Origin of the sequence: Saccharomonospora iraqiensis subsp. paurometabolica YIM 90007, from assembly GCF_000231035.2 — a bacterium.
In the GTDB taxonomy this organism is placed as follows: Bacteria; Actinomycetota; Actinomycetes; order Mycobacteriales; family Pseudonocardiaceae; genus Saccharomonospora; species Saccharomonospora paurometabolica.
In genome coordinates this window covers 147,449-166,091 of record NZ_KI912258.1, presented here as the reverse complement: position 1 = coordinate 166,091, position 18,643 = coordinate 147,449, and the positions used below count along the sequence as shown (strand labels likewise).

At 71.3% G+C, this 18,643-nt stretch carries 19 protein-coding genes; 12 read left to right on the top strand and 7 right to left on the bottom strand.

Annotation, left to right across the window (positions count from 1 at the left end):
- Positions 1-11 precede the first annotated feature (11 nt).
- The 7 genes from cysS to SACPADRAFT_RS0220025 all read left to right on the top strand — a co-directional run bounded on the left by cysS (position 12) and on the right by SACPADRAFT_RS0220025 (position 8,082).
- Entirely contained in the window at positions 12-1,391 is a 1,380-nt protein-coding gene (gene cysS, locus SACPADRAFT_RS0220055) for a cysteine--tRNA ligase (RefSeq protein ID WP_007023097.1), read from the top strand.
- Positions 1,392-1,394: 3 nt separating this feature from the next.
- Positions 1,395-2,363 carry a 23S rRNA (guanosine(2251)-2'-O)-methyltransferase RlmB gene (gene rlmB, locus SACPADRAFT_RS0220050; protein WP_007023098.1) on the top strand — a complete coding sequence of 323 codons (969 nt, stop codon included), beginning with the start codon at positions 1,395-1,397 and terminating at the stop codon, positions 2,361-2,363.
- Positions 2,364-2,382: 19 nt separating this feature from the next.
- Positions 2,383-2,982: a DJ-1/PfpI family protein gene (locus tag SACPADRAFT_RS0220045; protein ID WP_007023099.1), complete on the top strand. Its 600-nt coding sequence runs from the start codon at positions 2,383-2,385 to the stop codon at positions 2,980-2,982.
- Between the two features lie 135 nt (positions 2,983-3,117).
- Positions 3,118-4,554 carry an MBOAT family O-acyltransferase gene (locus SACPADRAFT_RS0220040; RefSeq protein ID WP_028662630.1) on the top strand — a complete coding sequence of 479 codons (1,437 nt, stop codon included), beginning with the start codon at positions 3,118-3,120 and terminating at the stop codon, positions 4,552-4,554.
- Between the two features lie 138 nt (positions 4,555-4,692).
- Positions 4,693-6,012 (top strand): AAA family ATPase, encoded by a 1,320-nt coding sequence (locus SACPADRAFT_RS0220035; RefSeq protein ID WP_007023101.1) that lies wholly within the window; start codon positions 4,693-4,695, stop codon positions 6,010-6,012.
- Complete coding sequence (locus SACPADRAFT_RS28915; RefSeq protein WP_007023102.1) at positions 6,012-6,623, top strand: RloB family protein; 612 nt, start codon at positions 6,012-6,014, stop codon at positions 6,621-6,623. The genes SACPADRAFT_RS0220035 and SACPADRAFT_RS28915 overlap by 1 nt, the downstream gene beginning before the upstream one ends.
- 112 nt (positions 6,624-6,735) lie before the next feature.
- Positions 6,736-8,082 (top strand): DUF2252 domain-containing protein, encoded by a 1,347-nt coding sequence (locus SACPADRAFT_RS0220025; protein WP_007023103.1) that lies wholly within the window; start codon positions 6,736-6,738, stop codon positions 8,080-8,082.
- A 39-nt stretch (positions 8,083-8,121) separates the two neighbouring features.
- On the opposite strand, the gene SACPADRAFT_RS0220020 is transcribed toward SACPADRAFT_RS0220025, so the two are convergent.
- From SACPADRAFT_RS0220020 to SACPADRAFT_RS0220005, 4 genes are all read right to left on the bottom strand, one after another.
- Positions 8,122-8,604, bottom strand: a complete 483-nt coding sequence (locus SACPADRAFT_RS0220020) for a hypothetical protein (RefSeq protein WP_007023104.1) — start codon at positions 8,602-8,604, stop codon at positions 8,122-8,124.
- 97 nt (positions 8,605-8,701) lie between these two features.
- Positions 8,702-9,400 (bottom strand): hypothetical protein, encoded by a 699-nt coding sequence (locus SACPADRAFT_RS0220015; protein ID WP_007023105.1) that lies wholly within the window; start codon positions 9,398-9,400, stop codon positions 8,702-8,704.
- 56 nt (positions 9,401-9,456) lie between these two features.
- The gene (locus tag SACPADRAFT_RS0220010; RefSeq protein WP_007023106.1) at positions 9,457-10,125 is read right to left on the bottom strand and encodes a class II aldolase/adducin family protein; all 669 of its coding nucleotides are present in this window, start codon (positions 10,123-10,125) and stop codon (positions 9,457-9,459) included.
- On the bottom strand, positions 10,103-11,047 hold the full coding sequence (locus SACPADRAFT_RS0220005; protein ID WP_040924628.1) for a DivIVA domain-containing protein: 945 nt from the start codon (positions 11,045-11,047) through the stop codon (positions 10,103-10,105). The genes SACPADRAFT_RS0220010 and SACPADRAFT_RS0220005 overlap by 23 nt, the downstream gene beginning before the upstream one ends.
- A gap of 130 nt (positions 11,048-11,177) precedes the next feature.
- Here SACPADRAFT_RS0220005 and SACPADRAFT_RS0220000 point away from each other — a divergent pair, with 130 nt between their 5' ends.
- On the top strand, positions 11,178-12,407 hold the full coding sequence (locus tag SACPADRAFT_RS0220000) for a DUF445 domain-containing protein (RefSeq protein WP_007023108.1): 1,230 nt from the start codon (positions 11,178-11,180) through the stop codon (positions 12,405-12,407).
- Here SACPADRAFT_RS0220000 and SACPADRAFT_RS0219995 read toward each other — a convergent pair.
- The 3 genes from SACPADRAFT_RS0219995 to SACPADRAFT_RS0219985 form a co-directional block, all read right to left on the bottom strand.
- A complete protein-coding gene (locus SACPADRAFT_RS0219995) occupies positions 12,404-13,345 on the bottom strand; it encodes a metal ABC transporter permease (protein ID WP_007023109.1) in 942 nt (313 codons plus the stop codon). The genes SACPADRAFT_RS0220000 and SACPADRAFT_RS0219995 overlap by 4 nt on opposite strands.
- Positions 13,346-13,450: 105 nt before the next feature.
- Positions 13,451-14,287: a metal ABC transporter ATP-binding protein gene (locus SACPADRAFT_RS0219990; protein ID WP_051442531.1), complete on the bottom strand. Its 837-nt coding sequence runs from the start codon at positions 14,285-14,287 to the stop codon at positions 13,451-13,453.
- A 32-nt stretch (positions 14,288-14,319) separates the two neighbouring features.
- On the bottom strand, positions 14,320-15,342 hold the full coding sequence (locus SACPADRAFT_RS0219985; protein WP_007023111.1) for a metal ABC transporter solute-binding protein, Zn/Mn family: 1,023 nt from the start codon (positions 15,340-15,342) through the stop codon (positions 14,320-14,322).
- Positions 15,343-15,499: 157 nt separating this feature from the next.
- Between SACPADRAFT_RS0219985 and SACPADRAFT_RS0219980 the strand changes: the two genes are divergently transcribed.
- The 4 genes from SACPADRAFT_RS0219980 (at position 15,500) to SACPADRAFT_RS0219965 (ending at position 18,634) form a co-directional block, all read left to right on the top strand.
- Positions 15,500-16,600 (top strand): LacI family DNA-binding transcriptional regulator, encoded by a 1,101-nt coding sequence (locus SACPADRAFT_RS0219980; RefSeq protein WP_007023112.1) that lies wholly within the window; start codon positions 15,500-15,502, stop codon positions 16,598-16,600.
- A gap of 49 nt (positions 16,601-16,649) precedes the next feature.
- A complete protein-coding gene (locus SACPADRAFT_RS0219975) occupies positions 16,650-17,141 on the top strand; it encodes a beta-class carbonic anhydrase (protein ID WP_007023113.1) in 492 nt (163 codons plus the stop codon).
- A gap of 24 nt (positions 17,142-17,165) precedes the next feature.
- The gene (locus SACPADRAFT_RS0219970; protein ID WP_007023114.1) at positions 17,166-18,092 is read left to right on the top strand and encodes an HhH-GPD family protein; all 927 of its coding nucleotides are present in this window, start codon (positions 17,166-17,168) and stop codon (positions 18,090-18,092) included.
- 113 nt (positions 18,093-18,205) lie between these two features.
- Positions 18,206-18,634, top strand: coding sequence for a helix-turn-helix domain-containing protein (locus SACPADRAFT_RS0219965; RefSeq protein ID WP_040924655.1), 429 nt, complete (start codon positions 18,206-18,208; stop codon positions 18,632-18,634).
- Positions 18,635-18,643: the final 9 nt, after the last annotated feature.

The window sequence follows — 18,643 nt, the reverse complement described above, 5'->3', positions numbered from 1 at the left end:
CATCTGACGACGTGGCCCTTCGACTGTTCGACACCGCGACCAGGCAGGTGCGCGAGTTCACGCCCGCGCGGACCGGCACGGCGACCATGTACGTCTGCGGGGCCACCGTGCAGGGCGTCCCGCACATCGGGCACGTCCGGGGTGCGCTGAACTACGACGTGCTGCGCCGCTGGCTCGTCCACAAGGGGATGGACGTGCTGCTGGTCCGCAACGTCACCGACATCGACGACAAGATCATCGCCAAGGCCGCCGACGCGGGCAGGCCCTGGTGGGAGTGGGCGGCCACCCACGAACGGGCGTTCGAGGAGGCCTTCGACGCGCTGGGCTGCCTGCCCCCCTCCGCGACCCCGCGCGCGACCGGGCACATCACCCAGATGATCGACCTGATCCAGCGGCTGCTGGACCGCGGACACGCCTACGCCGAGGGCGGCGACGTCTACTTCTCGGTGGGCTCGTTCGACGACTACGGCGTGCTGTCCAACCAGCGCCCGGACGAGGTGCAGCAGGGCGAGTCGCAGACCGGGGCCAAGCGCGACCCCCGCGACTTCACCCTGTGGAAGGGCAGCAAGCCGGGTGAACCGTCCTGGCCGACGCCGTGGGGCGACGGGCGGCCCGGCTGGCACCTGGAGTGCTCGGCGATGGCCACGACCTACCTCGGCTCGGAGTTCGACATCCACGGCGGCGGGGTGGACCTGGTCTTCCCGCACCACGAGAACGAACGGGCGCAGTCGCACGCCGCGGGCGACGGCTTCGCGCGGTACTGGCTGCACAACGCCTGGGTGACGCTGTCCGGCGAGAAGATGTCGAAGTCGCTGGGCAACATCGTCTCGATCCCGCAGATGCTGCGCAGGCACCGCCCGGTGGAGCTGCGCTTCTACCTCATCCAGCCGCACTACCGCTCCACCATCGAGTACTCCGACGAGGCGCTGTCCGAGTCCGCGCACGGCTACCGGCGGATCGAGCACTTCCTGCGCCGGGTGGCCGGGCAGGCCGGCGAGGTGCCTGTCGGCGCGGTCCCGGCCGAGTTCGGCGACGCGCTCGACGACGACCTCGGCACGCCGCAGGCGTTCGCGGTCCTGCACAACACCGTGCGGGACGGCAACGCCGCGCTCGACGCGGGCGACGACGCCAAGGCGGCGGAGCTGGCCGGCACGGTGCGGGCGATGGTCGACGTGCTCGGCGTCGACCCGCTGTCGCAGCGGTGGGCCGAGCACACCGGCGCGGAGGCGGACGCGCTGGGCAGACTGGTGGAGGCGATGCTGGCCGACCGCACGCAGGCCCGCGCGGACCGGGACTTCGCGAGGGCGGACGCCCTCCGCGACCGGCTGACCGAGGCGGGTATCGCGGTGGAGGACACCCCCAATGGTCCCCAGTGGACAGTGAGAGACTGAATCATGGCAGGCAATTCCCGCCGCCGCGGAGCGGTGCGCAAGGAAAGCACGAAGAAGGGGCCGGTCGTCGGCTCCGGCGGTAAGCGGCGCAAGGCCTTGGAGGGCAAGGGCCCGACCCCCAAGGCGAAGGAGCGCACCGGACATCCGGCGCAGCGCAAGGCCGCCGCGGCGGCCGCGAAGGCGGAGAAGCAGCGGGCGGCCGCGAAGCGGGCCGAGGAGACCCCGGAGATCATCGCCGGGCGCAATCCCGTGGTGGAGTCGCTGCGCGCCCGGGTACCGGCGACCGCGCTGTACGTCGCGCTGAACATCGACAGCGACGACCGGGTGCGCGAGGCGGTGCGCACGGCGGCCGACCACGGCATCTCGATCCTGGAGGTGCCCCGCGACGAGCTGGACCGCAAGACCGGCGGCGCGGTGCATCAGGGCCTGGGCCTGCAGGTGCCGCCGTTCGACTACACCGACGCGGACGACCTGCTCACCATCGCCCGCAACTCCGGGGACGCGCCGCTGCTGGTGGCGCTCGACGGGGTGACCGACCCGCGGAACCTGGGCGCGGTGGTGCGCTCGGCGGCGGCGTTCGGCGCGCACGGGGTGCTGTTGCCGCGCAGGCGCAGCGCGAGCATGACGGCGGTGGCCTGGCGCACGAGCGCGGGCGCGGCGGCGCGGATGCCGATCGGTGTCGCCCCGAACCTCACCCGCCAGCTCCGGACGTGGGCGGACGAGGGGCTGATGGTCGCCGGGCTGGACGCGGACGGCTCGACCGACATCGACGGCCTCGACCTGGCCACCGAACCGCTGGTGGTCGTGGTCGGCTCCGAGGGGCGGGGCCTGTCCCGGCTGGTGCGCGAGACGTGCGACGTCACGGTGTCCATCCCGATGGCCACCGGGGTGGAGTCGTTGAACGCCTCGGTGGCGGGGGCCGTGCTGCTGTCCGAGGTCGCCCGCAGGCGCCGCGCGGCGGGCCGGACCTGACGAGCCGGGAACGCCGGGCATGACCGACACGTCGCGGACACTCGGGATCGTGCTCTTCGACGACCTGGCCGAGCTGGACGCGGTCGGTCCGTGGGAGGTGTTGGCGCACTGGACCCGGGCGTTCCCGGAGGACGGCTGGTCGGTGGTGTCGCTGAGCCCGGACGGCGACGTGGTGCACGGCGCGAAGGGCCTCGACCTGCACGCCCGGTACTCGTTCGCCGACGCGCCCGCGCTGGACGCACTGCTCTACCCGGGCGGGCCGGGCACCCGCGCGCACCTCCGGGACGACGTCTGGATCGACTGGGTCCGCGCCCAGCGGGCCGAGGTGCCGCTGCTGACCAGCGTGTGCACCGGCGCGCTGGTCTACGCCGCCGCGGGCGTACTGCGCGACCGCCCCGCGACGACCCACCACGCGTCGCTGGACCTGCTCGGCGAACTGGACGACACGATCGACGTCCGGCGCGAGGAGCGGTTCGTGGACGACGGGGACGTCGTCACCTCGGCCGGGGTGTCCGCCGGGATCGACATGGCGCTGCACCTGGTGGCCCGCCTGGGCGGGACGGAGCACGCCCGCACCGTGCGCCACGCGATCCAGTACGACCCGGAACCCCCGGTGTAGACCGGCGAGGCACACCGGTCCGGAATCGGGGCGCGTCACGCCCATATGGCCCGCGCCACGGTCCCCGGCATCTCACTCCGGCGGGGGGTCGCCTCCGCTAGGGTCACGGTGCCGGATCGTGAGCAGGGGGCCGCGTTGTCGTTCGTGTCGCCACTTTTCCTGTGGTTCTTCATGCCCGCGGTGCTGGTCGCACTGCTGGTGCTGCCCCGGGGTTGGCGCAACGGCATCGTCGCGGTCGGCAGTCTGCTCTTCTACGCCACCGGCGCGGGCGCGTTCACCCTGCTCCTGCTGACCTGCATGGTCGTGAACTTCGCCGTCGGCCGGGTGCTGGAGCCCGACCCGTGGAATCCGCGGGACGCCGTCCGGCGACGGCGGTTGCTGTTCGGCGTGGTCGCGTTCGACCTGGCGATCCTGTTCGTGTGGAAGTACGCGGGATTCGCCACCGAACAGATCGCACATTTCGCCGGACTGTTCGGCGGAAGCATTCCGGTGGTGGAACTGGCGCTGCCGATCGGGATCTCGTTCTTCACGTTCCACCACATCTCGTACGTGGTCGACATCTACCGGGGGGAGCGCCCCGCGCTGCGGGAACCGGTGGCGTTCGGCACCTACATCTCGATGTTCCCGCAGCTCGCGGCCGGGCCGATCGTGCGCTACCACGAGATCGCCGACCAGCTACCGCAGCAGCGCTCGCACCGGCTGGACGACATCGCCGCGGGCTTTCCCCGGTTCGCGCTGGGCCTGTGCAAGAAGGCCGTGATCGCCGATTCGCTGGCACCGGTGGTGGACGCGTGCTTCTCCACCCCCGGCGACGACATGACGTTCGCGATCGCCTGGACCGGCGCGCTCGCCTTCACCCTGCAACTGTTCTTCGACTTCTCCGGCTATTCCGACATGGCGATCGGGCTGGGGCGGATGCTGGGCTTCCGGCTGCCGGAGAACTTCGCGCGGCCCTACTCGTCGGTGACGATCACCGAGTTCTGGCGGCGCTGGCACATGTCGCTGTCCCGCTGGTTCCGCGACTACGTCTACATCCCGCTGGGCGGCAGCCGCGACGGCGCGGCGCGGACCTACCGCAACCTGTGGATCGTGTTCCTGCTGACCGGCTTCTGGCACGGCGCGGCCTGGACCTACGTGGTGTGGGGTGTGTACCACGGGGTGCTGCTGGTGATCGAGCGTGCGAGCGGCCGGGACTCCTCCCCCGACACGCCGTACGGGCGCGTCGCACGGCGCGTGCTCACCGCCGTGCTGGTGGTCATCGGGTGGGTGTTCTTCCGCGCCCCCGACCTCGGGGCCGCGTTCACCATGCTCGGCCACATGCTGGTGCCGGACACCGGCGGCCTCACCGACCTCGTGGACACCGCGCTGACCCACCAGCGCCTGGTCATCCTGCTCGCCGCGCTCGCCGTGTTCGCCCTCCCGGCGCAGCCGGTCACCGGTCCGACGCTGGAGGCCGCCCGCACCCGCACGGCCACCGTCCTGCGCGTCGGTGTCATGACCGTCGGCGTCGCCTACGCCGCGATCCTCGTCGCCGGCGGCACCTTCAGCCCGTTCCTGTACTACCAGTTCTGACGGGCACCGCGACCCGTGCACACCGTTCACCTGAACGGGTTTTGATGGCGGGGAAGATGCCGCTGGGTCCGGTTTTGCGTTGAATCTCGACCCACACCGCGATTAGATTACCATGACCCTGTTCGCGAGGAGGCTCCGATGCTGCTCCGGTTCAGCACGTCGAACCACGGTCCTTTCCGGGACACGGCCGAACTGTCCCTGGTCTCCGGCGCGGCGAGCGGTACGACGGCCCCGGAGGACGACTGGACTGCGGCCACCACCCGTGTCGCCGGTATCTACGGGGCCAACGCCTCCGGTAAGTCGTCCGTCCTCGACGCCATGAAGCTGTTCCGGAGCGCTGTGCGGTTCTCCGCAACCCGATGGGGAGAACGAAAGCACTTCCCGTTCCGACCGTTCCGCCTCGACCGCCGCACGATCGAAAGCCCGTCCTCCTACGAGGTCGACTTCGTCGCGTCCGGAACACGCTACAACTACGGCTTCGAATCGGATTCGGATGGGATACGGGAGGAATGGCTCCTGTCCTATCCGTTCAAGCGCCCCCGCACACTCTTCCACCGATCCGGCCCGAGCGACGAGCCGACGTTCCAATTCAGTCGGCATCTACGCGGACCGAATTCGACCATCGCCAAGCTCGTCCGCGGCAACTCCCTCTATCTCTCGACGGCGGCGAACAACAACCATCCGGTCCTGACTCCGCTTGCGAGGGACCTGGTCGAGAGTTTCGTCCATGCCGAGTTCGACGAGAGTGACCGCCTCTCCCGGCTCAACTGGACCAAGAACGCTATCGAGAACCCGGATATCCTCCGCGAGGCGGAGGTCCTGCTCGCGATGGCCGACACCGGGATCACCGGCCTTGAACTGAGCCGATCCGACATGGACGGGGAACTACGGTCGAAGATCGAACGTCTTTTCGAGATTCTCCACGATGACCGTCCCGCCACTGATCATCCCGAGGGGGTTCAGGCGATCGTCGACGACCTGCAGCGCGAGATCCGCTTCAAGCACCGTTCGACCGACCCGGAGACGACGACACTAGGGATCAACGAGGAGAGTTCCGGAACCGTATCCTGGCTCACCATCGGTCTGCCCGCTCTCCAATGCATCAAGCACGGTAAGACCCTGGTCGTCGACGAACTGGACGCGAGCCTGCATCCTATGCTCTCCACCACGCTCATCGAGATGTTCAAGAACTCCGAGATCAACTCGACTGGCGCCCAGCTCGTGTTCACCTCGCATGACACGTCGTTCCTCGGGAAGTCGACCGTGGGGGCCCTGGAACGGGACGAGGTATGGTTCACCGAGAAGAACGGTGCGGGCAACGCGGAACTCTACTCACTCTACGAGTTCCGTGCGCGCGGCGACGACAATTTCGAACGTCGCTACCTGCAGGGCCGGTACGGCGCCGTGCCGCTGATCGACCTCGAGCACGTCCGTACGTTGATGGGCACCGCACGGTGATGGCGAGGAGATTGCGCGACAAGCACGACCTCCGCCGCACTCGGGGCACTCGTCGCGAGCGGCCCCGGGTTCTCGTGGTCGTGGAAGGTGTGCGTACTGAGGTCGAGTACTTCCGTGGACTGGCCAACCACCTCCGCGCCAGCGCCGTGTCGGTCGTCGACGTGAAGGTGAGAGGTGTCGGCGGTAAGCCCGGCGATCTACTGGACGCCGCGCGGGTCGAGACGGACGGCGGTGAATCGATCGGTTCACCGGACGGGTATGACGCCGCCTGGTGCGTCTTCGATGTGGACGAGCACCTCCGCATCCCGGAGATCGTCGCAGCCGCGCGGCGTGCGGGTATCCGTACCGCGATCAGCAACCCTTGCTTCGAAGTATGGCTCCTCTGGCACTTCCGGGAGTACTCGCGGCACACGGACAGCAAAACCTTGAAGCGAGAGCTCCGGAAGCACGGCTTCCACGGCGACTGCAAGTCCGTTCCCGCACGTTTCGACTTCTCACTGGCTGAACGGGCCCACGAGCGGGCACTGCCTGCCGCTCACCGCGATCTGCCGGAGAACCCGGGTTCCGGCGTCGCCCTTCTGTACGCGGCGCTACGCGGCGATGTCGACTGACATGGGCGTGCCGGAGCATGGCGCTGCCCCGGTGGGCGTGTGAGACTGGCGGAGAGGCGCCGTCCCGCGGGCGGCCACGGTCCCGGCCGGAGGAGGATGCGAGGTCGCGGCGATGAGCGATCCGATGGTGCGGCTCCGCGAGCACAGCGACCAGCGGCGCGGCGAGATCGTCGAGGTGCTGGTCGAGGCGTTCGACGAGTTGATGCGGGCGAACCCGGCCGCGTTCCGCAAGAAGTTCCGCAAGATGGCCGCCGACCCGTTCAGCTTCTACCGGGGCTCGGCACCGCTGTTCTACCGGGACATGGTCGCGCTCGACGACCCGTGGGCCGACGACCACACCGGGCGGGTGTGGATCCAGGGCGACCTGCACGCGGAGAACTTCGGCACCTACATGGACTCCGGCGGGGTCCTCGTCTTCGACGTCAACGACTTCGACGAGGCCTTCCTCGGCAGCTTCACCTGGGATCTGCGGCGGCTGGTGGCCAGTGTCGCGCTGATCGCGTGGACGAAGGCGATCTCGGACGACGACATCGCCCAACTGATCGAGACCTACCTGCACGCCTACGTCGACCAGGTGCGGCACTTCGTCGACAACCCGGACGACGAGCTGTTCCGGCTCCAGCTCGACAACACCGAGGGTCTGGTGCACGACGTGCTGCTGGACGCCCGGATGAGCACCCGGGTGGAGCTGCTCGACGCGGTGACCGTGGTCGAGAACTACGACCGGCGGTTCCGCCACGGCCCCGGAACCCGGGAACTCGATGACGACGAGTACGCCACCGTGCGGGCGGCGTTCGACCGGTATCTGGGCACGATCCCGGAGAACAAGCGCTTCGGCAGCCTCACCTACGAGGTGAAGAGCATCGTCGGGCGCGCGGGTTTCGGCATCGGCTCGGCGGGGCTGCCCGCATACAACGTGCTGGTGGAAGGGCGCACCCAGGCGCTGGAGAACGACGTCGTGCTCTCGATGAAGCAGGGCAACGTCGCCGCGCCGAGTCGGGTGGTCGACGACGCGCGGATCCACGACCACTTTCACCACCACGGGCACCGCACGGCGGTCTCCCAGCGGGCGTTGCAGGCCCACGCCGACCCGTGGCTCGGGCACACCGAGATCGACGGGACCGGGTTCGTCGTCTCCGAGCTGTCCCCGTACGTGCGCGACCTCGACTGGTCGGACCTGACCGAGCCCGCCGAGATGGCGCCCGTCCTGCGCTACCTGGGCATGGCGACGGCGAAGATGCACTGCGTCGCCGACGCCGACTCCGAGCAGACGCTGGTGACCTTCCAGGCCGAGGACGCGATCGCCGCGGCGATCGGTACGGACCCCTCGGCGTTCGTCCGGGATCTCGTGGACTTCGGGATGCACTACGCCGTGCGGACCCGGGAGGACCACCGGCTGTTCGTCAACGCCTTCCGCAACGGCGAGATCCCGGGCGTACGCTCCTCCGACACCGGGTGAGGGCTGTCCGCGCGAGCACAGCCGTGCCCTGCTCGCGGCTCAGCGGCGACGCCGTGCCACGACGTCGTCCAGGACGAGTGAGGCGCCGATGCCGAGCATCCAGACGTCCTTGGCCAGAGACAGGCCCTCCTCGGTCGGGCGGATGCTGCTCTCCCGGCGCATGCCCGGCGTGCGCACGTACAGCCCGAGCAGGCCCGCCGAGAACGCGGCCAGGCCCGCTCCGGCGACGGCCGACGGGATGACCGGAACCAGCAGCGCCGTGCCGAGCACCATCTCCCCGGCCGAGAGCAGGCGCACGAAGGTGCGCGGCTCGACCTTCTTCAGCTGCGGATAGGTGCCCGCGGCGAAGCCGTGCAGCTGGCCCGCCGTGTCCTCGTCGGCGCCGCGTTTGGTGTAGCCGGAGTTGAGGATGAACGCGCCGGTGGTGATCCGGGCGGGGAGGTGCGTGGCGTTCCACGACCGCGGGTTCAGCGGACCGCCGGTGTTGCGGCGCCTGCGCGGTTTGCGACACCTGTTCGTCACGGCTGGAGACCTCCTCGCTCCCGGGTCCTGTCCACCGCCCGGATGCCCCGGTGCGCCGCGGCGCAATCACCGTCCGTCCGCGCCGTCCCCGTCCGGGTCAGCTCGGCTCCGTGTCGGGCAGGAACGCGAGCTGGTCCGGGTGGAAGTCGTCGCGCCGGGGCGGGGGCAGCCACGCCTCCGGCCGCACGCTCTTCTTCCGCCCCAGTTCCGCGAAGTCCAGCGGCGCGGTGAGGTCGGCGTCGTAGACGGAGGTGTCCTCGATCGGGACGAACGACAGGTTCGCCGGGTCCGTCCCGACGCCCACGGCCACGAGGTAGGCGTCGTCCAGCGCGGTGGAGAACGCGGCCCACCCGCCCGCGAAGTGCCACACCCGGGCGCGCACCTCGGCACCCTCGATCTCCCACCACACGATCGGCCAGTCCGGGTAGCGGCGGGCCTGCTGCTCGGCGTGCTCCACCAGCGACGGGATGAACCCTTCCGGGCGCGGCACCGTGGAACTCGGCAGGGTCAGGTTGATGACCCCGAACGCCCCGCTGAAGGCTACCTCCACCAGCGGGTCCTTGCCGTTCGGGCACATCACCGCTGCGTAGCGCTGCCGGGGCAGGGTGCCCACCCGCACCCCGCTGTCCGAGTCCGGTTCGCGGTGGCCGAGCCACAGCGCCCACGGCGGCCTGCCGGGCAGTCCCTCGAAGAAGTCCACCCAACGCGCGCCCTCGAAGCTCGCGTCGAGTCCGTACACGTCGAAGTCGACGACCGACGAGGGCTTCTCGACGGTGTCCGAGTCGTCCGGGTCCACACCGTCGATGGTGCCCCGCCCGTGCCGCTCCGGCAGGACGTTCGCCCGGCCGGGTGTCAGCGTGCGCCGGGCTGTCCGTAACCGCGCAGACGGTCGACGACGTGCTCCACCTCGGCGGGCGGCAACACCCGGGGGGTGCCCGCCGAGCGGGCGAGCAGCCACAGCCGGCAGGCCCATTCCAGCTGCTGCGCCCGGTGGTAGGCGGCGTCGAGACCGTCGCCGTAGGTCACCGTGCCGTGGTTGCCGAGTAGGCAGCCGCGCCGGCCGTCCAGCGCGGCCAGCATCCGCTCGGCGAGCTCGGTGGTCCCGTAGGTGGCGTACGGCGCCACCCGCACGCTCGGGCCGAGCGTGGCGAGGATGTAGTGCACCGGGGGCACCTCGTCGACCAGGGTGGACACCGCCGTGGCGTGCACCGAATGGGTGTGCACCACGGCGGTGACCGGCGCCCCGTCCGGGTCCTCCGCCTCCCGGTACACCGCCAGGTGCATGGGCAGCTCACTCGTCGGCCGCAGCGAACCGTCCACGACCGACCCGTCCAGCGCCACGACGGGGATGTCGTCGGGACGCAGCGACCCGTAGTCGACGCCGGTGGGGGTCACGGCGACGTACTCACCCGCGCGGGCGGAGACGTTGCCGGAGGTACCGACGACGAGGCCGTCGGCGACCATCCGCCGGGCGTGGTCGCAGACGGCCGTCCGTTGTTCATTCAGCAGCACGACCGCCATTCTCCCCGGCCTTCGTCGTGCCGGAGGACCCGGACTTCTTCGCCCCGGTGGAGCCGGACTTCGCGCGGGAGGTTCCTGCGGACTTCCCACCCTGTGCGGTGGACTTCTCGGCGGAGGACTCCGCACCCGCGGTGGCGGACTCCGCGGCGTCGGGATCGGGGCCGGACTCCCGGGCGCCCTCGCGGCGGATCTCCTCCGGTGTGGGGTCCGAGCCGAGCCGGTCGAGCGCGTCGGTCACCGCCTGCTGGCTCGCCGTCAACCGGTCGGCCACCAGCGCACGCAGTTCGTAGGCCTCCCGGCGGCGTGCCTCGGCCTCGGCCAGCCTGCGCTCGGCGTCGGCGATCAGCTCGTCGCACTTCTCGCGGGTGGTCCGCTCCAGCTCGGCCGCGGCCCGCTCCGCCTCGGCGCGCTCGTCGGCGAGCTGTCTGTCCGTGGCCTCCTGCTGCTCCCGGCGGCGCCGGTCGGCCTCCTCGTCCAGGCGGGTGCGTTCGGCCTCGGCCTCCTCCGCCCGCTTCTCGGCCGCCTCGTCCGCCTTCTTCCGGGTCTTCTCCGCGTAGGCGTCGGCGGCCTGGCGCGCGTCCGTGGCGTCCTGCTCGGCCTTGGCCCGTAGTTCGGCGATCTCCTCCTCGGCAAGCTGCATCATGGTCTTGACCCGTTCGGTCATCGCGGCGGGGCCCGCCGGATCGTCGACCATGCGGGACAGGGCCGTCTTCGTGTCGGCGAGTTCCTGCTGGGCGTAGCTCAGCGCCTTCGTCAGTTCCGCCACCGAGGCCGAGGCCTCGTCCCGGTGCCTGGTGGCCTCGGCCAGTTCGTCGGTGAGCCGCTGGACGTGCTCGTCCACCTGGCTCTGCTCGTAACCGCGGAAGGCGGTCGCGAACTGCGGGTTGGTCGCTTGCGTGGGGGATACCTGCGCGTCAGCCATCGGGCAACCATAATGATCCGACGTGATGAATCCCATACCCGGCGCGCCGCCGGTCCGGCGAGCTGCCCGCAGGGTGCGGCGAAAGGCACGATGGGATTTCGGTTCCCCCGAACGGTAAGGAGGTCGCGCGGTGGCGGCTGTCCTCGACGACCTCGCCGCGAACTGGCCGCTCTACGCCGCGATCCCCGTGGTCGCCGCGCTGATCGGCTACGTCACCAAGCGGGTCGCCGTCGAGATGATGTTCCGCCCGCTGGAGTTCGTCGGGATCCCCGGAACCGTGCTCGGCTGGCAGGGCGTGGTGCCCGCGCACGGCGGCCGGATGGCGGCCAAGGCCGCCGAGCTGCTCACCACCAACCTGCTCAGCGTCTCCGACGTGTTCTCCCGCATCGACCCGGCCCGGTTGACACGGGAGATGGAACAACCGCTGCTACGGGCCGTCGACGACATCGCCCGGGACGTGCTGGCCGAGTACCACCCGAGGTTGTGGGAACGGCTCCCGCCGATGGCGCGCGACCTGGTGGTCAAGCAGGTCCAGGCCTCCTCACCCCGGGTGGTCCGGCAGGTGATGGACGAGCTGCGCGACGACATCGACAACATCCTCGACATCAAGCACATGAGCGTGCAGCGCCTCACCCGGGACAAGGCCCTGTTGGTGCGGCTGATCCGGGAGACCTCGCGGCCGGAGATGGCCTTCATCGCCCGCTCCGGCATCTGGTTCGGCCTCGTCCTCGGCGTCGTGCAGTCGATCGTGTGGGCGGTGACGAAGAACCCGCTGGTCATGCCGATCTTCGGGGCCGCGATCGGTCTGTTCACCGACTGGCTCGCGATCAAGCTCGTGTTCGTGCCCCGCGATCCGGTGCGGCTGCCCGGCGGACTGCTGCTGCACGGCAAGTTCCAGCGCAGGCGCGCCGAGGTGGCCCGGCAGTACGGCGATCTCGTCGCCAACGAGCTGCTGACCGTGCCGAACCTGCTCGACGCCGTGCTGCGCGGGCCGCGCTCCGACCGCGTGGTCGCGCTGATCCGCCGCGAGGTCTCCGCGGCGGTCGACGAGCACGCCCGCAACGCCGGGCCGCTGGTGACGGCCACCGTCGGCCGCCGCAGGCTGGAGGAGATGAAGGACGCGGCGGCCACCCGCGCGGTCGAGGCGCTGCCGGACACCCTCGCCCACGCCGAGGGCTACCTGGCGCGGGCGATGGACGTGGCCAACCTCGTCGAGAACCGGATGCTGCGGATGACGTCGGTCGAGTTCGAGGGCCTGCTGCGCCCCGCGGTCCGCCAGGACGAGTGGAAACTCGTGGTCGTCGGCGGGGTCATCGGCGGGGTCGTCGGTGAACTCCAGGTGCTGTTGATGCTGCACTAGGCGCGGCGCACACCGGCGGTGTCCCCGGTGCCCACCCTGGCTCCGTCGTCCGCACCGGGGGCTGTCCCGGCGCCGTCGTCGGCACCGGCCCGGTCGAGTCGGCGGGTGGCCCGTCCGCGGACGAACGCGACCACCCGGCAGGTCAGGTAGATCGCGAACGAGATCGCGGTGACGAAGAAGCTGACCGGGGCGCCCGGCGCCAGCGACAGGACGATGCCGCCCAGCGCGGCCGTCTCGGCGAACAGCACCGCCAGCACCGTCGCCCGCAGCGGACTGGCGGTCACCCGCGCGGCGGCCGCCGCCGGGGTCACCATCAGTGCCATCACCAGCAACGCGCCGACGATCTGCACGCCGAGCGCGGTGCCCACCCCGATGAGCACGGCGAACAGCGGGGCGAGCAGCCGTTCCGGCACCCCCCGCGCGGCCGCCACCACCGGGTCGACGCTGGCGAACCACAGCGGACGGTAGATCAGGGCGAGCACGACCAGCACCACCGCCGAGGCGATCAGCAGCGCGGTGAGGTCGGTGGGTTCGACGGCGACGATCTGGCCGACCAGGATGCCGAACTTGTTCGCCGCGCGGCCCGGGTAGTACCACAGCAACAGCACCCCGAGGCCGAGTCCGAAGGCGAGGACGACGCCGATCACCGAGTCCCGCTCGGACTCCCGGCTCCCCAGCAGGCCCAGCAGCAGCGCGGCGACGACGGCCCCGGCCAGCGCACCGTAGCTGACCCCGATGCCCAGCAGCAGCGCCGCCGCGGCACCGGTGAACGCCAACTCGGCCGTGCCGTGCACGGCGAACGACATCCGCCGGGTGACGATGATCGGGCCCAGCACGCCCGCCACGACCCCGAGCACGGCCGCGGCGAGCAGCGCGGTCTGCACGAAGTCGAGGCCGAGCAGGCGCATCGTCAGGTCGAGATCGAACAGCTTGTCCATGGGCGGACCCTCAGGCGACGGGCCGGGCGTGCCGGGCGGTGGGTGACGGTTCCGGTTTCCGGGCAGGGGGCGGGAGACCGAGCCGGGCTCGGGCGACACACCGCGTCACGAGTGGTGCACCTCGTCCTCGCACAGGCCGCTCTGCGCACCCGCGACGTGGATCTGACCGCCGACCCGCAGCACCTCGACCCGCGACCGGTACAGCTCGGACAGGGTCTCCGAGGTCATCACCTCGTCCGGGGTGCCGACGCGGAACTTCCCGTCCACCAGGTACAGCACCTTGTCCACGTAGGGCAGCACCGGGTTGATCTCGTGCGTGACGAACAGGACGGCCGTGTCCGCCTCGCGCCGCCGACGGTCGATCAGCTCCGCGACCACCCGCTGCTGGGCCGGGTCGAGCGAGGCCAGCGGCTCGTCGCACAACAACACGTCCGGGTGACCGATGAGCGCCTGGGCCACCCGGAGCCGCTGCTGCTCGCCCCCGGAGAGCGTGCCCACCGGGGCGTTGGCGTAGTGCCGGGCGCCCACCGACTCGATCGCCTCCGTGATCCGTCGGCGCCGCCGCCGCAGCCCGCTCAGGCCGAGGCCCCACCGGTGCCCGTCCAGGCCGAGCCCGACGAGGTCCCGGCCACGCAGGGTGAGCCCCCGGTCCATCGCGCGCTGCTGCGGCACGTGCCCGACGCGCTCGTTGCCCCGCCCGGGTGGCGAGCCCGCGACCAGGGCGCTGCCCGCGCTCAGCGACTGCAGGCCGAGCAACACCCGGAGGAGGCTCGTCTTGCCGGACCCGTTCGGCCCGAGCACCGCGACGAACTCACCGGGGGCGACGTCCAGGTCGAGACCCGACCACAGGGTGCGCGCACCGAAGCCCAGTGCGGCCTCCCGGAGTCGCACGACGGCACCGTCCCCGGCCACGGCACCGGCCGCAGCCGTCTCACCGTCCATGTTGCTCACCTCGACCTCGGCCGACCGTCGACTCATCCGGACAGCGCCCGCGACAAGGCGTCGAGCTGCCCCTCCATCCAGGCAATGTAATCGTCCTCGCCCTCCGGCAGGGTCTCGGTGACGTCCACGACCGGAACGCCCGCGCCCCGGGCCGCCTCGACGATCTTCCCGGTCGCGGGGCTCGTGGTCTGCACGTTCCGCACCACGGCGCCGACCTCGGACTCCGAGACGACTTCCAGCATCCGCTGCTGCGCGGCGACGGGAACGTCGGTCTCGTTCTCGATCGCGGCGGTGAACTCCCTCGGCGTCACGTCCTCGATCCCGGCGTCGGCGAGCAGGTAGTGCGCCACCGGGGCGGTGGCCGCGACCCGCGCCCCGCCGTGTTCGTCGGCGATGCCGTCGACCCGCGTGGAGAGCTCGTCGACCCGGTCGGTGAACGCGGCCGCGTTGCGGCGGAAGGTGTCCCGCTGCTCCGGGGCCACCTCGCCGAGCCGCTCGGCGGTCCGTTCCGCGACGGCGGCGACGACCGGCAGGTCGTACCAGACGTGCTCGTTGCCGGAACCGTGATCATGGCCCGCGTGGGACTCCTGGTTACCGTGGCCCTCCTCGTCACCGGAGCCGTGCTCCGCACCCTCGTGCGCCCCGCTCCCGTCGTCCGTACCGTGCCCGGGCGCCGAGTCGACGGCGACGACCGTCGGGACGTCGGGAGCCCGGTCGGCGAGTTGGGTGAAGAAATCGTCGTAGCCGTCCCCGTTGGACACCAGGAAGTCCGCCGACTGCACATCGGCGGCGTCCTCGGCGTCGGCCTGGTACGAGTGCGGGTCGTCCGAGGGATCGTCGATGAGGGAACTGACCTCGACGTGTGGCCCGCCGACCGCCTTCACCACGCTCGCCCAGACGTTGGTCGAGGCGACCACGGCGAGGCCCCCGTCGCCGTCCCCGTCGCCCGCGCCGTTCCCGCTGCCACAGGCCGTCGCCGTCAGGGCCACCGCGCTGCCCAGCGCGGCGACCGTCAGCCACCCCTTCGAGTGAGCACCGCTGCACCGCACCCGCATCACCCCACACAGTTGGAAATGATTGTCGACTTCACCTTACCCGATCCATCGACCCGACGACCACCGGTCGGGTGAACAATTCGACGACGCGGAGTTACCGTGTGAGCCACGTTGGGCTCTCCTTCTGCTGCGACTTCTGAACCGTTACGGTTTCTCCATGAACCGGCCGATGCGAACCAGGCGACAGGCGACCTTGGCGTCGCTGGCCGCCGAGCTGGGCGTGTCCAGGACCACGGTGTCGAACGCGTACAACCGGCCGGACCAGCTGTCGCCGGAACTGCGGCGGCGGGTCCTGGACACGGCCCGTCGTCTCGGATACCCCGGACCCGACCCGGTGGCACGCTCACTGCGCACCCGCAAGGCCGGCGCGGTCGGGCTGCTGCTCACCGAGAACCTCTCCTACGCCTTCCGCGACCCCGCGGCGGTCGGCGTGCTGGAAGGGCTCGCGCTGGCCTGCGAGGACGCGGGCGTCGGGCTGCACCTCGTCCCCGCCAGCCCGGGCCGGGAGGAGGTGGCCGCGGTGCACCAGGCGGCGGTCGACGGCTTCGTCGTCTACTCGGTGCCCGACGACGACCCGCACCTGTCGGCCGTGCTGTCCCGCCCCGTGCCCACGGTGGTGGTCGACCAGCCCCAGCTCGACGGCGTCGACCGGGTCGGCCCGGACGACGAGAACGCGACCGTCGAGGTCGCCAATCACGTGGTCGGGCTCGGCCACCGGCAGGTCGGCGTGCTGTGCATGCGGCTGGCCAGCGACCGCAACGACGACTTCGTCCCCCTGCGGCGGCAGCGGGAGGCCCACTACCACGTGCAGCGCACCCGGCTCGCCGCGCTGGCGCGGACGTTCGAGGCGGCCGGGGTCGCCTGGGACACCGTGCCCGTCGTGGAACGGTTCGACCACACCGTCGATGACGGCGCCACCGCCGCCCGGCAACTGCTCGACGCCCACCCGCGGGTGACAGCGTTGATCTGCACCTCGGACATTCTCGCCCTCGGCGCGATGGCCGAGGCCGGGCGACGCGGCCTGCGCGTGCCCGCCGATCTCACGATCACCGGGTTCGACGGCATCGCCGAGGCCTCGCGCGCGGGGCTGACCACGGTGCACCAGCCGGTGCTGGAGAAGGGCCGAGCCGCGGGCAGGCTGCTGCTGGAGGAGGCCGACCGGACCACGCCGAAGGTCATCACGCTGCCCACGGAACTGCGCCTCGGCGGCACGTCGGCCGCCCCGCGCACCGCGGAGGAGCAGTGGTTCGGCCCCTGACCGAGGCCGGTGCACCGCCGTCGGACGGCGGCGGAAAGAATACGGGACCATGAGCTCGATCGACGAACTGCTGGCCCGCGCGGCCGGACGGGACCGCGCCACGACCGAGGACGACACACCGGCCCCGCCCGCGCTCGCCGTCGCGGTGGTCACCTGCATGGACGCGCGCATCCGCGTGCCCGAGCTGTTCGGGCTGGCGCACGGCGAGGCGCACGTGCTGCGCAACGCGGGCGGGGTCGTCACCGACGACGTGATCCGGTCGCTGGCGTTGAGTCAGCGCAAGCTCGGCACCCGGGAGGTCATGGTCGTCGGGCACACCGAGTGCGGCGTGAGCACGGTGACCGAGGACGGGTTCCGGGACGAACTCGAAGCCGACACCGGCCTGCGGCCGTCGTGGGCCGTCGAGGCCTTCCGGGACGCCGAGGACGGCGTGCGGCGGTCCGTCGCGCGGGTGCGGCGCAGCCCGTACCTGCCGCACACCGACGGCGTGCGGGGATTCGTCCTGGACATCCGCACCGGAGAGCTGCGCGAGGTCACCTGAGGCGGTGTCGATACCCTGGCGCCGATGTCCGACCTCGTTCCTTCCGTCGACACCGTCGACACCGTCGACACCGTCGACACCGTCGACGCCGACACCCTGCTCGACTGGTTCGCCGACCACGCACGGGACCTGCCGTGGCGGCGGTCCGACGTCACGCCGTGGGGGGTGCTGGTCAGCGAGATCATGCTCCAGCAGACCCCGGTGAACCGGGTGTGGCCGGTGTGGGAGCAGTGGCTGGCCCGGTGGCCGCGGCCGTCGGACCTCGCCGCGGAGAGCCAGGGTGAGGTGGTCCGGGCGTGGGGCAAGCTCGGCTATCCGCGGCGGGCGCTGCGGCTGCACGAGGCGGCCGGGGTGCTGGCCGCCGAGCACGGCGACGCGGTGCCCGCCGACGTGGACACCCTGCTCGCGCTGCCGGGGATCGGCACCTACACCGCCCGTGCGGTGGCCGCCTTCGCCCACGGCAGGCGTGCGCCGGTGGTGGACACCAACGTCCGCCGGGTGGTGGCCAGGGCCGTCCACGGCGCGGGGGACGCCGGTCCACCGTCGAACACCCGCGACCTCGCCGACGTCGAGGCGCTGCTGCCGGAGGACGACGCCCGGGCGGCGCGGTTCTCCGCCGCTCTGATGGAACTGGGCGCGGTGGTGTGCACGGCGCGCAACCCGCGGTGCGCGGACTGCCCGCTCGTGGACGCCTGCGCCTGGCACCGCGCGGGCAAACCCGCCTACACCGGCCCGACCCGCCCGACCCAGCGCTACAGCGGCACCGACCGGCAGGTGCGCGGGCGGCTGCTGGACGTCCTGCGGGGCACGGACGGGCCGGTGGACAAGGCCACGCTCGACCTCGCCTGGCCGAAGGCGGGCCAGCGCGAGGAGTGCCTCGACTCACTGCTCACCGACGGCCTGGTCGAGCAGACCCCGGACGGCCACTTCGCCCTCCCGGGCGAACAGTGAGAGATCGCCACGTCCCCGTCCCGCGGAGAACACAACGACCTTGCAGATACATCTGAAATCATTACACTGATATCTGCAAGCGGCTCCTGTCGAACCCGGGAAGGTCGATGGTCATGTCAGCCACGCTGGGCGAGCGTGACGTGCTGGTGACGGACGAGCGTCAACAGCAGGCCGAGCAGGTGGCCCGGGCGCTCCCGCACGAGCAGCAACGGTTCACCGTGGCCGCGGCCGACGGCGAACCGATCGAGCTCCCCGGTGAGTTGTCCGCGGTTCTGGGCCGGATCCTGCACGGGATGGCACAGGGACACACGATCACCATCGGCACGATGCCGGAGGAGCTGACAACCACCGCTGCGGCGAAGCTGGTGGGGGTGTCCCGTCCCACCTTGATGAAGATGATCAAGGACGGCGAGGTCCCCGCGCACAAGGTCGGCACCCACACGCGGCTCCGCACCTCCGATGTCCTGAGCCTGCAGCGGGAACGGCAGCAACGTCGGCGCCGGGCCTTCGACGAACTCCGCGCCCTCGAGGACGACGGCTGACGTTACGGG

What these genes read in the sequence shown, in the direction of transcription:
- rlmB (WP_007023098.1), top strand. Translation starts at nt 1,395, where the DNA reads ATGGCAGGCAATTCCCGCCGCCGCGGAGCGGTGCGCAAGGAAAGCACG.
- SACPADRAFT_RS0219965 (WP_040924655.1), top strand. Translation starts at nt 18,206, where the DNA reads ATGTCAGCCACGCTGGGCGAGCGTGACGTGCTGGTGACGGACGAGCGT.
- SACPADRAFT_RS0219990 (WP_051442531.1), bottom strand. Translation starts at nt 14,287, where the DNA reads ATGGACGGTGAGACGGCTGCGGCCGGTGCCGTGGCCGGGGACGGTGCC.
- SACPADRAFT_RS0219970 (WP_007023114.1), top strand. Translation starts at nt 17,166, where the DNA reads ATGTCCGACCTCGTTCCTTCCGTCGACACCGTCGACACCGTCGACACC.
- SACPADRAFT_RS0220025 (WP_007023103.1), top strand. Translation starts at nt 6,736, where the DNA reads ATGAGCGATCCGATGGTGCGGCTCCGCGAGCACAGCGACCAGCGGCGC.
- SACPADRAFT_RS0219985 (WP_007023111.1), bottom strand. Translation starts at nt 15,342, where the DNA reads ATGCGGGTGCGGTGCAGCGGTGCTCACTCGAAGGGGTGGCTGACGGTC.
- SACPADRAFT_RS28915 (WP_007023102.1), top strand. Translation starts at nt 6,012, where the DNA reads ATGGCGAGGAGATTGCGCGACAAGCACGACCTCCGCCGCACTCGGGGC.
- SACPADRAFT_RS0220005 (WP_040924628.1), bottom strand. Translation starts at nt 11,047, where the DNA reads ATGGCTGACGCGCAGGTATCCCCCACGCAAGCGACCAACCCGCAGTTC.
- SACPADRAFT_RS0219980 (WP_007023112.1), top strand. Translation starts at nt 15,500, where the DNA reads ATGAACCGGCCGATGCGAACCAGGCGACAGGCGACCTTGGCGTCGCTG.
- SACPADRAFT_RS0219975 (WP_007023113.1), top strand. Translation starts at nt 16,650, where the DNA reads ATGAGCTCGATCGACGAACTGCTGGCCCGCGCGGCCGGACGGGACCGC.
- SACPADRAFT_RS0219995 (WP_007023109.1), bottom strand. Translation starts at nt 13,345, where the DNA reads ATGGACAAGCTGTTCGATCTCGACCTGACGATGCGCCTGCTCGGCCTC.
- SACPADRAFT_RS0220010 (WP_007023106.1), bottom strand. Translation starts at nt 10,125, where the DNA reads ATGGCGGTCGTGCTGCTGAATGAACAACGGACGGCCGTCTGCGACCAC.
- SACPADRAFT_RS0220035 (WP_007023101.1), top strand. Translation starts at nt 4,693, where the DNA reads ATGCTGCTCCGGTTCAGCACGTCGAACCACGGTCCTTTCCGGGACACG.
- SACPADRAFT_RS0220045 (WP_007023099.1), top strand. Translation starts at nt 2,383, where the DNA reads ATGACCGACACGTCGCGGACACTCGGGATCGTGCTCTTCGACGACCTG.